The following is a 12,952-nucleotide window of genomic DNA, read 5'->3' as shown; positions in this document are numbered from 1 at the left end:
GGGGTCGCACCACGTCCCCGCAGGTTCGAAAGGGGCGCGAAATTATCGAATACTATGATTATTTCCAGTGGGATAGCTCTGCACCTTCAAAAAACATTGATATTCCTGCTCCCCAACTGTGGTGTAATGCGCCAGTACATTTCTTCAATCGATTATACGTCTAATCCTGACCCTAATCAGTCAATAGTCGTGGAGGTCGCAATAGAAGATATAGGTGACGGGGTTTACTTGCGCTTCAAAAAGACAGTAGCTGTTTTGAAAGGAAGTAGCCAAGAACCAAAGGAAATATCTTCTAAAACCCTCGAAATGGACAATATAAACTATGATGATTTTGAGGGGCTTGTGGAGGTACTATTTGAGTTCCTTGAATCTAAATCAAAGCCGATTTTTTCAAAGGAACTTACTTCCTTCGACGGAACCTTCTCTGAGAAGGAGAAAGTGAGCACATCATTTCAATCAGAAAGAGAACAATCCTCGAATTATGGTTTTGAATCTCTTGGAATGACCATTGGAGAATTTTATTTTGATTTTTGGCCGTCAGAAGGTAGGGATTGGAAATTTAGAATTCCACCATCTGACAAAATTTCGGAAGGCCAAATGGAGAATCACAACAATCTCATTGAACTATACTACACCTTTGTAGATTTCCTTAAAACTGAATATTCCCAAGAAGTCGATTGGGCAGACCAAGATGATCCTACAGCAATTCAGCGCTCAGCAGTGGATAAAGTGGAATTTCTTTTTGAGAGATTTGACCAAATTGCAACACCACTACAAAACCGGAGTCGAGAAAGGGATCCAGTCTCAATGCAGGATGAATACGATGTTCAATACTTACTACATGGCCTTCTGAAGCTATACTTCGATGATGTTAGGGCCGAAGAGTACTTCAAACGGCATGCGGGAAAGAATCCCCGTATTGATTTCCTCCTAGAGGAGTACGGTATTGGAATTGAGGTTAAGCGGCCCTCTGAAAATAGGACAATGGAGTCGATACGGATAGCCTTGGCTGAAGATAAAGAGTTGTATCGAAAGGACTCCAGCTGTGAGAAGCTATTAATATTCATATACGATCCAGAAAGGAGGATCGAAAATGCCCCGGAATTCAAAATGAGTCTTAGCGAAGAGGATTCTAATTTGGAGACCAGAGTAACAATAGTCCAGTAGCTTCTCAATAGTCACCCAAGGGTCACACGCTAAGAAAATCCGGGTCCCAATTATGCACACGCAACCAAATTCATCGTGTTCACGGAAGATAGCAGAACACGCGACTTCCCGAGATAAAATCGCGTAACCCCTCTAATCATAGAGACGGCTCAAAAGTAACAGACCAACCGGCAACAACAGAAAACCCAACTCAACCGGTCGTGTTCACGACCATCGATGGAACGGTACTAGGTAAGTCCCCCAACCTAACCGTCGGCGGTCACCTCACACCGATCTCTGTCCACCCCCAGCTGCACCGTTCATCTCGAACTCCAGCATCCCGAGCGCCGCGAGACAATCCACGCAAACCCGCTTCTCCGAATCTCGATACCCGCTGGCGGATGGCCCGTCGTGGACAGCCCGGAGTTTGGCCCAGTGCGTCTCCGTCAGATCGGTGCGACAGCGCTCGCACGGCTCATCCGGCAACGGCTCGTCGTACTCGTAGCGACCCATCTCAATTCACCTTCAGATTGCCGAGGCTGAGAAGCAGATCCCCGCCGAGTTTCGAATCCCAGACGAATTCGGGGTAGCGCTTCGGCTGTCGATGCCACTGCTGTGCGAGACCTTTTTGTCTCGATGGTGAGTTTCGTATCATGGTGACTGAAAACCCCGCAGGGTTTTCGGAAACCACGTCTCGGGTGGTAGTAGCACCCGGGACATTTCTGAGACGCATGTCCCCGCGCAGGTGATGGAGAGCGTGGCTTCCGTTCAGCACATCGAAGCGAAGCATAATATAATTATCGACGACTAGTAGGAAAGGATGTGTTTTCGGCGTCGGCCGGTCCTGTGAGGTGACTGTTCCGTGAACCCCACCATCGCCACCCAACACACCACGGGACGCGATGGCCGCGCCTTTATTCATCTGTCAGTATAGGGGGTCATTTTCAGATAAGCTGATTCCATACAAATGCTAGCGATCGTATCCACTGGTCAGAGGTTCCTCGTCGCGCCTGACTGAACGGGTTGGAAAACGAAGACATCCATCGTTTGATTTCTCGAAAGACTCGTTCGACGCTATTTCGTTCGGCGCGTCTCTCGTATCTGAAAATTGGACGCTGACAGGCGTGCTGCAGCGACTGATCGCCATCGATAAGGTAGTTTGCATCGTCGACATCGTGTTTGTCCCGCACTTCAGCGAAGAACGCGCTCGGTATTGCCTTGTTTCTGGTTGGTACAAGCTATGTATGGTGCAATTCGTTCATGTCCGTATCGACTGTGGCGTACAGCCAGTACCGCTCACCGTATAGTTGACCGCAACGTGATCCGGATTTTGTCCCGGTTTTGGCTGTATTTCCACCATATACACCCAGTTGTGAGCCAGTCGTGTCGACGATGTCAACTGACGACGGACTAAACAGAATGTGTTCACGATGATCTTGGTGACGTCCAAGAGTGCAAGGCGGTGTTCGCCAAATTGCTCGCGACCCTAACCACTCTCGCCCAGGAGATCTACGAGATAACTGGGAAGTTGGTCTTGGCCGAATCGGTTCTTCGAGTACACGTGGCCATTAAATGGATTAGCTATTCAATGGCTAGCACTGCCGTTAGAAATTAAAAATTTATATACAGGGAAGAAATACATACTGACGCGATGGGAGGAAACAACAACCCACATCGACGAAAAGTTCTAAGGAATATTGCGGCCTCTGGTGGGGCATCACTCATTGGAATGACTGCCGCAGTCGGTGCATCTCCAAAAGAGGCATCCGTTGATATTGATCAGTTGCTACAATCACAACATATAAAAAGACTCAAAAGAGAGGTACCGAGTCTTAAATTAAGTGCAGAGAGCGCCCGTGTGGTTGGGGGAGATCGAAGCGTTGTCGTTATTCCTGCAAATCACGGTACAGTTCTTACCCGCCCACCAGAAGAGACAGATGCCGCAAGATTCTATTTCAACAACTGGGTTCCCGGCGTGGACGATGACTGGGTTGAAGGAACTCAAGCACAGTTGAGGGTAACGGACGATAAAACGGTTCTGACGCGGACTGCAACCGATGAAGAGACTGAGGTATTCCTCAACTCCATTGATACAAGAGCGTTGGATCGAGGGAACACAACTGTAGCCGTTCAACCGGAGACTGGAAAGGTTTCGATTAGCCATATCGACACCGAAAATCGTCGATTTGACCGCGTCCAAGCGGAACCTGCTAAGGCACAGCTTGCAACGAAACAGAAGGGATTGGCTGCCGCTAAATCTGGATTAGAGATAACCGACCGTGAAACTACTCACTTCTCAGGTAGTTCGAACGGCACGGGGGTGCAATCATCTTGTGATCAAGATGACATTATCTTTTGTATCGTTGAAGCAGTCGGATGCGTACCCTGTGGCCTCACTGTAAGTGCACCACCGGTTTTTGTCGCTTGTGCCTTCCTAGTGTGCCTCGGATTTCCTGCCGTACCGGTTGCAACTATTTTGGCAGATATCGGCTGTTTCAATGTGGGCCAGTGTACGGGGGAAGCGGTTGTAGATATTGTAACGGACATAATTGATGAATTCGCTGACCAAGTACCTATCTAAAATTACAAGATCATACTTGAGACTGTGATTTTCAATATACTAAACCCATACAAAGTGTGCCAGAGAGATACAGTATTGTTCAGTTCGAGTAATTCGATAGGTATGCATAGTTCTGGAGTCAGTTTCCGGCGGTCTTCGGATCGGCCTTTCTGAAGCAATTGCTGAACTGGTAGGTGCGGCGTTTGATCTCCTGAAAGTCACGCTCGATAGCGTTTCGAATACCGTGTCGTTCGTGTCGAAATCGGAAGCCTCGGCGGTGTAATTTGGCGAGAAGACAGGGTCCAGAGTCAATGAAAAACGCGGTGTTCGCAAGACTCATGCGGCTTGTGAGCCCACAAGAGCTGCACCGCAGTTCTCAGGACGTCATCGATGTCGTGTTTCTCGCTAAATTCGTAGAGAAAAACTCCGTGACAGCAGTATTTCGCGTCGGAAAGAAGCCTGACGTTCAAGAATTCGTTCGTCTCAGAATCGACCGCGGCGTACAGCCAGTACGCTGATCAATGAGGTGGCTCACGGTCTTGTCGAGAGCGACGTGATTCGGCTATTTCCGGCTTTTGGGCTGTAAGTCGGCCTTTTGCACACAGTTGTTGATCGTTGACCGGGCGCGTTTGACACCGGATTTCTCCAGGATGGGAACAATATCTGCAAGCGGCACCCAACGCAGATGCAGGTGAATACGGAGGCGTATCAGCTCGCCCGGTGCCGCTTCGCGCTCCACAAAACCTAACTGAACGTCTGGCTGTAGCCTGTGAGACGAGTGGTTTTCGGCAAGTCCACTAAAACTGCCACCGCCTCGCTCCTTTACTCTCTAATCTGAACAGCGCCGGGTATTACGGGCGAACCTGTAGCGATGACAGGTACCAACTGATTTTGATTACCATCAATTCCCCAACGAAAAACCCTAATGGCAAGTGGTAATGCTAAATTCAAGGTGAAAAATAACTCTAACTCCGTTTTAATAATCATCCACAATCACTAAGAGGATGGAGATTGGAGATAATCTATGCGTTGGAGAGACCCGAAAGACTTTGCGATAGTTATGGGAAAAATTCTTGGAGCATTAGCTGGAGCGATGCTCCTGACCGGTCTTCTGACGGTGATTCTCCCGTATAGTGATTACACCCCCAAAACTCCAGAGAGGTTCTTAGCCGTTAGCGTGTTCTATGCTGTGTGGTTGCTTTTGATATTCAAGTTTATGTTTGGAAGATTTATTCCAATAAATATATTCAAAACAAGTGGGCAGTAGTAGTTAGTTAACCAACTATGCACGGGATTGAATTGATCGCCGCATTTGCTTACCCGTGTCTTTGGACAATTACGTTGATTAGTACAAGACAAAGAAGCGGACGTTCTAAATCAGCCAACAGGCAATGAAATATAGTTTTAGAACATACAATTTAATAACGTCATGAAGGATCTGATGAGGTTTCGCCGGCCTTCACACAGGCTCATACGGGCTGCTATACCCACAGGAGAAGCAGTCACGACCTTGGCCATTATCCGGTCGTTTTTGGACCTAAGCGACTCTACTCACCAGTAGATCAAGTTCACCGTCTACCGCTTCAAGCGCTTCAGTTGCGATATCACCGAGTTCACCGGCTTCAATGTGTGAATATCGTTCACGACTCAACCCTTCACTCTTGTCGAGGTATCGTGCGGCGACGGCCGCGCCTTTATTCATCTGGTCGGTGTACGGGTTCCGGATGCCCACGACGATCGAACTCGACGACGACCTCACCGCGCGGATCGAGGGTCACTTAGAGGAGGACGAGACGATCGAGGAGTTCCTCACAGAACTGGTGGCGATCTACGAGCAGGAGGGGCGATTCCTTCAGGAGGGAGCGTGACGTGAGCGACGCGTACAATCACGCGCTGTCGGTCGCCGACCAGCGGGGCGAGCTGCGGGTGTCGAGTCCCGCCTTCGACGACGGCGACCCGATTCCGGACGCCCACGCCTACGAGGGCGGGAACGTCAACCCGCCGCTCGAGATCGCCGGCGTCCCCGAGGACGCCACGTCGCTCGCCCTCGTCGTCGACGATCCCGACGCCGTCGACCCCGCCGGCAAGATCTGGGTCCACTGGCTCGTCTGGAACCTCGACCCCGAGCGGGATGGGGTCCCGCGAGCGTGGGATCCGACCGACGCCGTCGAGGGCGAGAACGACTTCGGCGAGGTTGGCTACGGCGGCCCGAAGCCACCGGACGGCGAACACACCTACCGGTTCAAGCTGTACGCACTCGACACCGACCTCGGCCTGCCCACGGGCGCGTCGGCCGAGGCCCTCGGGAACGCGATCGAGGACCACGTCGTCGCGCAAACCCAGGTGACGGGGACCTACGCGCCGTAACTCGTCGGGACTGGCAGTGGCCGGCGACAGAGTGACGCCGACATCACGATCGGATCGAGATGACTCGCGAGAGACCGGCGGACGCCGACGATGCCGACCTGAGCGGCGAGCCCAGCCCACCGCTTGCGGGCACCGACTCGCGACCGGCGCCCGACCTGAACAGTGTCTGGCGGCCCCTGTTCTCGGGGCTTCTCGTGGCTGGGCTCTACGTCGGTCTCGCCGCTCGACTCGGAACCACGCTCGCCCCGGAGACGATCGGCGGGTGGCTCACCCTCGGCGGGACGCTCGTCGCGCTGGCCGTCGGCTGCACGTTGCTGTACGACCGATCCGGCCGGCGGTCGGCGCCCCAGCCTATGCGGCTTCGAATCCGAGAGATCGTCGGACTCGGCGTCCTGGTCGCGGGGACGACCGTCGGCTCGCAGTGGGCGCTCCGACCACTGGCCGGGCCCGACGCTGGCGGCGCCGATCCGACGGTCGCCGTCGTCGCTGCCGTGATCGGGGCGATCGTCCTCCTCGCGAGTATCGTCGATCGGCCCGGGATCGGGTGGTCGACGGTCACGACGCGCGAACGGGAGGCGTACCTCGTCTCCAGTGACGCCTACCGAATCTGGCTCGAAAACCAGCGGAAGTGGTTCCACGACGGCTCGCACGCTGCGGAACGAGGGTCGGCTGCGATCGACGAGGCGATGGCGTTTCTGACGCGGGCTGACGACCGCATTCGAGCCGGCGACGAACGAGGATTCCTGCTCTATTACGCCAACGCGCGACGGAACATGGCCGACATCTACGACTGTCTCGATCGGGTCGCGGTGACGGGCGAGGGCGGACCGAAGCGGGCAGGGAGTGCCGAGACGGGTTCACCGGGCGGAGACGAGACGGAGGCAACGGCCGACGACCAGGCGACCGATGCAGCCTCCGACGAGACAGCGGTAGCACCAGACAGTTCCGCCGCCTCCGGAACAGAGACGACCGACGGGATCGACTCGCCCCACCTCGGAGAGACGGCCGGCGATCAGGTCTCTCCCGACGACTCGGAGCTCGTGGGGTTCGTTCGGTTGCTCGAACTCGAGGCCCAATCGCTGCCGCGAGGGACGCAGGCCAACGTGGAATCGCTCCTCGACGTCACGACGCCGGGTCCGCCACGGCCCAGCCTTCGGAACGTCAGACGCGCGTTCATCCAGCTACAGAACGAGGAACTCGCGTCGATAGAACGCGAGACCAGTATCGAACAACAGCTGACGCTCTGGAACGGGTTCGTGGCGGGACTGACGCTCGTACTGGGGATCGTGATTGCGGTCGGACTGGGTCCGTTCCAGCAGCCCGGGGGCACCGAACCGGCCAGCGCACTCGTCGTGGTGACGGTAGCCGTCTCGGGGATGCTCGGCGCCGCCGTGAGCAGCCTCCAGAACTGGCGGTCGGTCTCGGAACGGACCGAATCGGAAGCCAGTGGCGGCGTCTCGCAACTCCTCCCGCCGGAGACCATCCTCGTGCAACTCGCCGTCAGCAGGCTCCTGATCGGCGCCGTCGCTGCCCTCACGTTCTACGTCGCGCTCCTCGGCGGGCTGGTCGTGCCGGCCGGGATGGCCGAAGCCGACTATCCGCTCGTCCTGCTCCTGGCGTTCGGCGCCGGCTTCCTCGAGCGGTTGTTCCCGAGCACGCTGTCGGAAGTGCTTCGACAGGAGGCGGTGACGGAGTCGAAAACGGAAGAAGCCAGTCGGATCGGTACCGATCGAGCCGGCGCCGGGTCGCCGTCGGATCGCTAGTGACCGATCGCCGACGGTCGGTCACTCGAACGGCCGCGACGGGTCGTGGCCGGCGCGCAATCGGTCGACCAGTTCCGGTTCCGGATGCGACACGATCATCGTGTCGTACGCTCGATCCGCAGAGACGCTCTGACCGACCGACACGGCGCGGACGATGCGGCCAGCGTTCTCGCTCCCGACGAACAGTATCGACGCGTCGTTCGACCGGGCGAACTGACGGATTTGGTTGGCGATGGTCCCGATCGGGGCGTAGCGGTCCGTCAGTCGGTAGTGAAACGCCGCATCCGGTGCTATCTGGGTGGCGCGGTCGCGAAGCGCTGCGAGGATCCGGTCGCGGTCGAACGCGTCCGACTCGTCGATCCAGCCCCGGGCGACAGCGTAGTCGACGTTTCCGACGGGAACGATACTGATCACGAGTACGCCCTCGTCCAGGATCGAATCGAACTGGACGGCCCGAGCGAGCGCGGCCGAGGCGAGGTCCGAACCGTCGAACGGAACGACGAGCGACATGCACGCCGAACGAGTGGTCCGCCCGTTGAATAGTTTCTGACCGGTCGGGGCGCGGCCAAACGGGCCCATCGCCGGTGGCGGCTTTAGGACGGTGGCCGACGTAGTCGCCGACGATCTCCCATGGCGTCGTTCCTCATCGTCTACGGCAGTGAAACGGGACAGACCGCGAAGGTCGCGCGGTTCGTCGAGCGCGTCCTCGCAGAACGGGGCCACAGCGTCACCAGAACCGACGTCCGGGACGCGACGACCCTGCCGGAAATCGACTACGACGGGATCGTGGTCGCCTCGCCGGTCGTCAACCGCGCCCACGTCCCGGAGATCGTCTCCTTCGTCGGTGAACACGCGAAGACGCTCCGCGAGAAGCCGACCGCGTTCGTCCAGCTCTCGTTCGCCTCGATCCTCCCCTCGGAGTGGGCCCAGAGCGGGGCGATCGAGTGGGTGGACGCCCTCGCCGAGGCGACGGACTGGGTCCCCGACCGGATCGGGCTGTTTCCCGGCGCCGTCACCTACACCGAGTACGACTGGCCGACCCGCGCGGCCTTCAGGCTCGTCTCGGCCGTGACGACCGGCGACACGGACACCTCGCGCAATTACGAGTACACAGACTGGGACGAGGTCGAGGCCTTCACGGCGGACTTCGCCGCGTTCGTCGAATCCGGCGCAGACACCCAGGCGACCGAGAGCGACGCAGTTGTCGTCGAGACGGCGGCGGGCGGCGGGTCGCGAACCGTCACGATCGGAACGCCGACCCGCGACGGCACCCCCGTCGAACCCGTGGTCGGCGAGGCGGCGGCCGGACGGGCTCGACGGATCGCGACGATAGCCGGAGCGATCGGACTCGCGGGGATCGGCTACTGGCTCGCCCGGCGTCGTCGACGGCCCGAGTCGTAACCAGGTACCGTCGTTTTGGGCAGGTTCCGACGCGGGCCGAAACAACCCTGCGGCGAGCGAGCCGAGGATCGTATCGGCCCCCATCGGCGGCAGGGTATTTTGTCGGTCGGCCGCATGACTCCCACCACCAGAGCGCTCCATCCATGCCCCACACGATAACGATCAGCGACGACCTCAGAGAACGACTCGACGAGCACACCGAGACGGACGAGACCTACGAGGAGTTCATCGCCGAGCTGGTGTCGATCTACGAGACGGAAGGAACCTTTCTTCAGGAGGGATACTCGGAGTGATGGTGTTCTCGGCGTGCCTCACTCCTCTAGCAACCAGCCGAAGCGCTTCTCCCAGAACGCCTCGTCCGGCGGCTTCTTCGATCGGCCGCGGGTCTTCCGATCGCGGATCTGTCGTTCGAGGACGTCCCGCACCTCGTTCAGCGCCTGCGTCGCCCCGTAGCCCTCACCGGAGGCGATGTAGAGTCCGCGGTCGGTGTGCAGCCTGATCCGCGCGAGCAAGAGCGGCACGCCGCGACGGCGCTCGTCGTGTTCGTGCAGGTGGACCTTCGCGTCCAGGATCGACATGCCGTGGTCTCGATCGTCGAACCCATCGACCATCTGAACGATGTCCTCGTAAGTCGTGTCGTCGATCAGATCCGTCCCGTAGACCTGGACCGCCCGATTGCCCTCGGCTTCCCACGTCAACGAGTCGAGCACGTCCGTCGTCGTGACGATGCCGTGAGGCGACCCGTCGGTCGTGACGACGAGCGACGAGCCGCCGACGTCGAACATCTCGTCGACGGCAACCTCGAGCGTCTCGTCGGGGTGAATCGTCCGGACCGGCGACGCCATCACGTCTCGGACGGGCAAATCGAGCATCCGATCGCTCTCTCCCTCACGGGCGCCGAATCCACCGTGGGTCCGACCGGTGCTGTCCGCGAGTTCGCCGCCGAACGGGTCGACACCACCAGCGTCGCCACCCTGGCTCTGTACTTCGGCCCTGACCGTCAGGTCGGTCACGTCGTAGAGGCTCAACACGCCGACAGCGGCGTCGTCCTCGACCACTGGAAGGTGTGTGATGTGCTCCTCGCGAAACAGGGAGAGCGCGTCGCCCAGCGTCGAGTCCGGGTCGAGCGTCACGAGGTCCGCCGTGTGCGCCTCCGCGACCGTCGCCGCGTCGAGAAACGGCTGGACCGCCCGCAGGATGTCGTCGGCGGTGACGACGCCGGCCAGGTGCTGACCGTCGAACACGGGGAGCAACTGCGAGTCGCTGTCGATCATCAACTGCGCCACGTGGCGGACGTCCTCGTCCGGTGTGAGTCGCGGGACGTGCCAGACGAGCGATCCGATCGTCTGTCCGGGCTGTACGTGCGAGCGAGCGAGTTGGCGCCTGGTGACGACGCCGTCGAACTCGTCGCCGTGCACGACGACCCCGGTGACCTCGGAGTCCGCGAACGCCCCGGCGAGCTTCGAGACGGGTGTCTTGGGGTCGAACTCGACATACTCGGTCGAAACGATATCTTCGATGTCCATGGATCTGTAAGCGGGTCGTTCGGAAGACGGTCCACCGCTCGTCCACCGTCGGTCCACGTGCGACGCGCCGACGGTCACATCGTGGACGGGTACTCGGACAGCCGCGAGCGGACCGTTGCGTTGAGTCGCGCCGGCCCGTACCGTTCGTGTTCGATCGCGCCGCCCACGCCAGCTGCCAGTCGCTCCCGACGATCGGGCAGACCGTGCGAGCGAGTTTGTCTCAGTGTGCGGGCTTCGACAACGATCGACGGTCCGATACCCGGCGCAAGCGGGTTCTCCCGTCCGCCGTCGGACTGATCGAACGGTGTCGAGGAGTATATAACACGACCCCGACTGTCCCGCCTGGGCGGTGCAACCCCGAATGCGAGCGCGGGTTTCGACCCGTTGTGAGCAGACCGGTGTCAGCAGGAATCGGTGCAAAGACCCGATCGCGAGACGTTCGTTCGGCCTAACACGTACCACTAGCAGTGATGAGGGTGGTCGTGGGCGGTTTGGGTATGAACTTCAACGAGTTCACAGGTGAGGTACAGCACCGACTCGAACTCCCGGGAACCGGAGAAACCGTGCGAGCGATCCGGGCGACGCTGTACCCGCTCGGTCAGCGTATTCCCGCCGAGAACGCAGCCGATCTGGCGGCGTCGCTCCCGATGGAGATCAAGTGGTACCTGACCGGTGCCGTCGACGAACACGGCCAGCGATTCGACTGGGCGGAGTTTCTGGACCGGGCCAGCGAGATCGAGGGACGCGACAAGGCCACCGTCGCCTACCACACCCGGGTGATCATCGATCTGGTCCGCGAGCAGGTGCCCGGGTCGGACTTCGAACAGCTTCGAAACCAGCTTCCCGAGAGCGAGGACACGCAGAACTGGCGAAAGCTGTTCGAGGTCGTCGACGCCGGCGGATGGAGCGACGCACAGGAGGCTCAGACGGGCGGCGGGCCACAGCCGGAGCGGCAGTGAGTGAACGCGAACGGTGGGTTTTCGCCGTAGTGCCCTGAGGCCCACAAATGACCGGAGACGCCGTCGACGCACGATCGGTCCGTCGCCGAGCGGGACTCACGACTGTCGAGGTCGAACGACGACGTGAACGCGACGGGCCGAACGTCCTCCCGCCACAGCCCCGGCCGCCTGCTGCTCCCCGCCGTCGGCGTCTACGTTCTCACCCTGGACGCATTCCCCTTCGTCGACCTGATCGCCAAACTGACAGCACTCAACTAGCTGGACGAGGGAGGAGAGAAGGATGACCGAAGTACTGGTCCAGGCGGTTTCGTACACGATGCTGGCGGTCGTCGCCGCACTCGTCGGTGGCGTGATCGCGATCTACCGGCAGCCGTCGGCGCAGATGGAGAGCAACGTTCAGCACTTCGCGGCCGGCGTCGTGTTCGCCGCCGTCGCCGCCGAACTCCTGCCTGACGTCCACACTCGCGCCCCGAGCGTGGTCGTTATCGGCTTCGCGATCGGCGTCGTGACGATGCTCGGCGTCCCCCGTCTCGGAACGTACGTCGAGAGGCGAGGTATCGGCGGGAAGATCGCGGGCGCGGCCAGCCTGCTCGTCACCGTCGGCATCGACATGGTGATCGACGGCGTGCTTATCGGGGTGGCGTTCCTGACGGAACCGGCCACCGGCGTCCTCATCGCGGTCGCACTCGCCATCGAGGTCCTGTTCCTCGGCGTCACCGGCGTCATCGCGTTGCCCGAGGAGATGGGGACCTTCAGGAAGCTCGCCGTGCCAGGAAGTTTCGGCGTGTTGTTGCTCCTCGGCGTGCTCGTCGGCGTGTTCGCACTCAGCGGCGTGTCGGGAACGCCGATCGCACTCGTGCTCGCGTTCGGGTCTGCCGCCCTCCTCTATCTGGTGACGGAGGAACTCCTCGTGAAGGCCCAGAAGGTGCCAGAAACGCCGACATCGACGACGCTGTTTTTCGTCGGGTTTCTCCTCATCTTCCTCCTCGATATGGCTCACTGAGGACGGCCGGAACGGACTCCTCGACGAGACGGACCGCGACAGTAGTTCGGTGTCATCGACGGCCACAGCGGTTCGCCGCCCCCAACGATCCGTTTCGCACGCACGACCAGTGCAGAGACGCGGTTGTCCATCGTCGGCTCTGTTGGATTCCCTGTTGCCCCCGAGGTATCGCCGGTGAACTCCCTCACGTGTCTGGAGAGGCGCCAAGGTGAGACGGTGCCGAGACC

General features: G+C 59.1%; 14 protein-coding genes and 3 pseudogenes. 11 read left to right on the top strand and 6 right to left on the bottom strand.

Annotated elements, in window-relative coordinates:
* Positions 1-126 precede the first annotated feature (126 nt).
* Complete coding sequence (locus HALRU_RS04370) at positions 127-1,167, top strand: PD-(D/E)XK nuclease domain-containing protein (protein WP_015300190.1); 1,041 nt, start codon at positions 127-129, stop codon at positions 1,165-1,167.
* Positions 1,168-1,431: 264 nt separating this feature from the next.
* On the opposite strand, the gene HALRU_RS04365 is transcribed toward HALRU_RS04370, so the two are convergent.
* Both HALRU_RS04365 and HALRU_RS15945 read right to left on the bottom strand, forming a co-directional pair.
* Positions 1,432-1,659, bottom strand: a complete 228-nt coding sequence (locus HALRU_RS04365) for a hypothetical protein (RefSeq protein WP_015300189.1) — start codon at positions 1,657-1,659, stop codon at positions 1,432-1,434.
* Positions 1,660-2,090: 431 nt separating this feature from the next.
* Positions 2,091-2,521: pseudogene (locus HALRU_RS15945) on the bottom strand (IS6 family transposase); the annotation flags it as partial.
* A gap of 276 nt (positions 2,522-2,797) precedes the next feature.
* Between HALRU_RS15945 and HALRU_RS04350 the strand changes: the two are divergent.
* Positions 2,798-3,727 carry a hypothetical protein gene (locus tag HALRU_RS04350; RefSeq protein WP_015300187.1) on the top strand — a complete coding sequence of 310 codons (930 nt, stop codon included), beginning with the start codon at positions 2,798-2,800 and terminating at the stop codon, positions 3,725-3,727.
* A gap of 118 nt (positions 3,728-3,845) precedes the next feature.
* On the opposite strand, the pseudogene HALRU_RS04345 reads toward HALRU_RS04350, so the two are convergent.
* Positions 3,846-4,498: pseudogene (locus tag HALRU_RS04345) on the bottom strand (IS6 family transposase).
* Between the two features lie 232 nt (positions 4,499-4,730).
* On the opposite strand from HALRU_RS04345, the gene HALRU_RS04340 reads away from it, so the two are divergent.
* Positions 4,731-4,973: a hypothetical protein gene (locus HALRU_RS04340; RefSeq protein WP_015300186.1), complete on the top strand. Its 243-nt coding sequence runs from the start codon at positions 4,731-4,733 to the stop codon at positions 4,971-4,973.
* Between the two features lie 270 nt (positions 4,974-5,243).
* Here HALRU_RS04340 and HALRU_RS16240 read toward each other — a convergent pair.
* Positions 5,244-5,399: pseudogene (locus tag HALRU_RS16240) on the bottom strand (site-specific integrase); the annotation flags it as partial.
* Positions 5,400-5,430: 31 nt separating this feature from the next.
* On the opposite strand from HALRU_RS16240, the gene HALRU_RS15595 reads away from it, so the two are divergent.
* Genes HALRU_RS15595 through HALRU_RS04325 form a run of 3 tightly spaced genes read left to right on the top strand, consistent with a single transcriptional unit; the run spans position 5,431 to position 7,836 of the window.
* Entirely contained in the window at positions 5,431-5,574 is a 144-nt protein-coding gene (locus HALRU_RS15595) for a DUF7557 family protein (RefSeq protein ID WP_015300185.1), read from the top strand.
* 1 nt (position 5,575) lies between these two features.
* On the top strand, positions 5,576-6,073 hold the full coding sequence (locus HALRU_RS04330; RefSeq protein ID WP_015300184.1) for a YbhB/YbcL family Raf kinase inhibitor-like protein: 498 nt from the start codon (positions 5,576-5,578) through the stop codon (positions 6,071-6,073).
* Positions 6,074-6,132: 59 nt separating this feature from the next.
* Positions 6,133-7,836 (top strand): hypothetical protein, encoded by a 1,704-nt coding sequence (locus HALRU_RS04325; RefSeq protein ID WP_015300183.1) that lies wholly within the window; start codon positions 6,133-6,135, stop codon positions 7,834-7,836.
* A 21-nt stretch (positions 7,837-7,857) separates the two neighbouring features.
* On the opposite strand, the gene HALRU_RS04320 is transcribed toward HALRU_RS04325, so the two are convergent.
* A complete protein-coding gene (locus HALRU_RS04320) occupies positions 7,858-8,346 on the bottom strand; it encodes a universal stress protein (RefSeq protein WP_015300182.1) in 489 nt (162 codons plus the stop codon).
* Positions 8,347-8,466: 120 nt separating this feature from the next.
* Here HALRU_RS04320 and HALRU_RS04315 point away from each other — a divergent pair, with 120 nt between their 5' ends.
* On the top strand, positions 8,467-9,237 hold the full coding sequence (locus tag HALRU_RS04315) for a flavodoxin domain-containing protein (protein WP_015300181.1): 771 nt from the start codon (positions 8,467-8,469) through the stop codon (positions 9,235-9,237).
* A gap of 143 nt (positions 9,238-9,380) precedes the next feature.
* Positions 9,381-9,530: a DUF7557 family protein gene (locus tag HALRU_RS15590; RefSeq protein WP_015300180.1), complete on the top strand. Its 150-nt coding sequence runs from the start codon at positions 9,381-9,383 to the stop codon at positions 9,528-9,530.
* Between the two features lie 18 nt (positions 9,531-9,548).
* Here the strand turns inward: HALRU_RS15590 and HALRU_RS04310 are convergent, their stop codons facing one another.
* The gene (locus HALRU_RS04310; protein ID WP_015300179.1) at positions 9,549-10,763 is read right to left on the bottom strand and encodes a CBS domain-containing protein; all 1,215 of its coding nucleotides are present in this window, start codon (positions 10,761-10,763) and stop codon (positions 9,549-9,551) included.
* Between the two features lie 497 nt (positions 10,764-11,260).
* Here HALRU_RS04310 and HALRU_RS04305 point away from each other — a divergent pair, with 497 nt between their 5' ends.
* Genes HALRU_RS04305 through HALRU_RS04295 form a run of 3 tightly spaced genes read left to right on the top strand, consistent with a single transcriptional unit; the run spans position 11,261 to position 12,725 of the window.
* Positions 11,261-11,722: a DUF2267 domain-containing protein gene (locus HALRU_RS04305; protein WP_015300178.1), complete on the top strand. Its 462-nt coding sequence runs from the start codon at positions 11,261-11,263 to the stop codon at positions 11,720-11,722.
* A 47-nt stretch (positions 11,723-11,769) separates the two neighbouring features.
* Positions 11,770-12,006: a cation-transporting P-type ATPase gene (locus HALRU_RS16235; RefSeq protein WP_148680433.1), complete on the top strand. Its 237-nt coding sequence runs from the start codon at positions 11,770-11,772 to the stop codon at positions 12,004-12,006.
* Positions 12,003-12,725 (top strand): ZIP family metal transporter, encoded by a 723-nt coding sequence (locus HALRU_RS04295; protein ID WP_015300177.1) that lies wholly within the window; start codon positions 12,003-12,005, stop codon positions 12,723-12,725. Before HALRU_RS16235 ends, HALRU_RS04295 begins: the two co-directional genes overlap by 4 nt.
* The last annotated feature ends 227 nt before the right edge of the window (positions 12,726-12,952 follow it).

It is taken from the genome of Halovivax ruber XH-70 (genome assembly GCF_000328525.1).
GTDB lineage: Archaea > Halobacteriota > Halobacteria > Halobacteriales > Natrialbaceae > Halovivax > Halovivax ruber.
Note: the sequence above shows the minus strand (reverse complement) of the source record. Positions and strands in the feature narration are given on the sequence as shown.

Excerpts from the sequence above, each read along its gene's own strand:
- HALRU_RS15595 (WP_015300185.1), top strand. The coding sequence starts at position 5,431 with ATGCCCACGACGATCGAACTCGACGACGACCTCACCGCGCGGATCGAG.
- HALRU_RS04310 (WP_015300179.1), bottom strand. The coding sequence starts at position 10,763 with ATGGACATCGAAGATATCGTTTCGACCGAGTATGTCGAGTTCGACCCC.
- HALRU_RS04305 (WP_015300178.1), top strand. The coding sequence starts at position 11,261 with ATGAACTTCAACGAGTTCACAGGTGAGGTACAGCACCGACTCGAACTC.
- HALRU_RS04350 (WP_015300187.1), top strand. The coding sequence starts at position 2,798 with ATGGGAGGAAACAACAACCCACATCGACGAAAAGTTCTAAGGAATATT.
- HALRU_RS04315 (WP_015300181.1), top strand. The coding sequence starts at position 8,467 with ATGGCGTCGTTCCTCATCGTCTACGGCAGTGAAACGGGACAGACCGCG.
- HALRU_RS04325 (WP_015300183.1), top strand. The coding sequence starts at position 6,133 with ATGACTCGCGAGAGACCGGCGGACGCCGACGATGCCGACCTGAGCGGC.
- HALRU_RS04365 (WP_015300189.1), bottom strand. The coding sequence starts at position 1,659 with ATGGGTCGCTACGAGTACGACGAGCCGTTGCCGGATGAGCCGTGCGAG.
- HALRU_RS04320 (WP_015300182.1), bottom strand. The coding sequence starts at position 8,346 with ATGTCGCTCGTCGTTCCGTTCGACGGTTCGGACCTCGCCTCGGCCGCG.
- HALRU_RS16235 (WP_148680433.1), top strand. The coding sequence starts at position 11,770 with ATGACCGGAGACGCCGTCGACGCACGATCGGTCCGTCGCCGAGCGGGA.
- HALRU_RS15590 (WP_015300180.1), top strand. The coding sequence starts at position 9,381 with ATGCCCCACACGATAACGATCAGCGACGACCTCAGAGAACGACTCGAC.
- HALRU_RS04340 (WP_015300186.1), top strand. The coding sequence starts at position 4,731 with ATGCGTTGGAGAGACCCGAAAGACTTTGCGATAGTTATGGGAAAAATT.
- HALRU_RS04370 (WP_015300190.1), top strand. The coding sequence starts at position 127 with ATGCGCCAGTACATTTCTTCAATCGATTATACGTCTAATCCTGACCCT.
- HALRU_RS04295 (WP_015300177.1), top strand. The coding sequence starts at position 12,003 with ATGACCGAAGTACTGGTCCAGGCGGTTTCGTACACGATGCTGGCGGTC.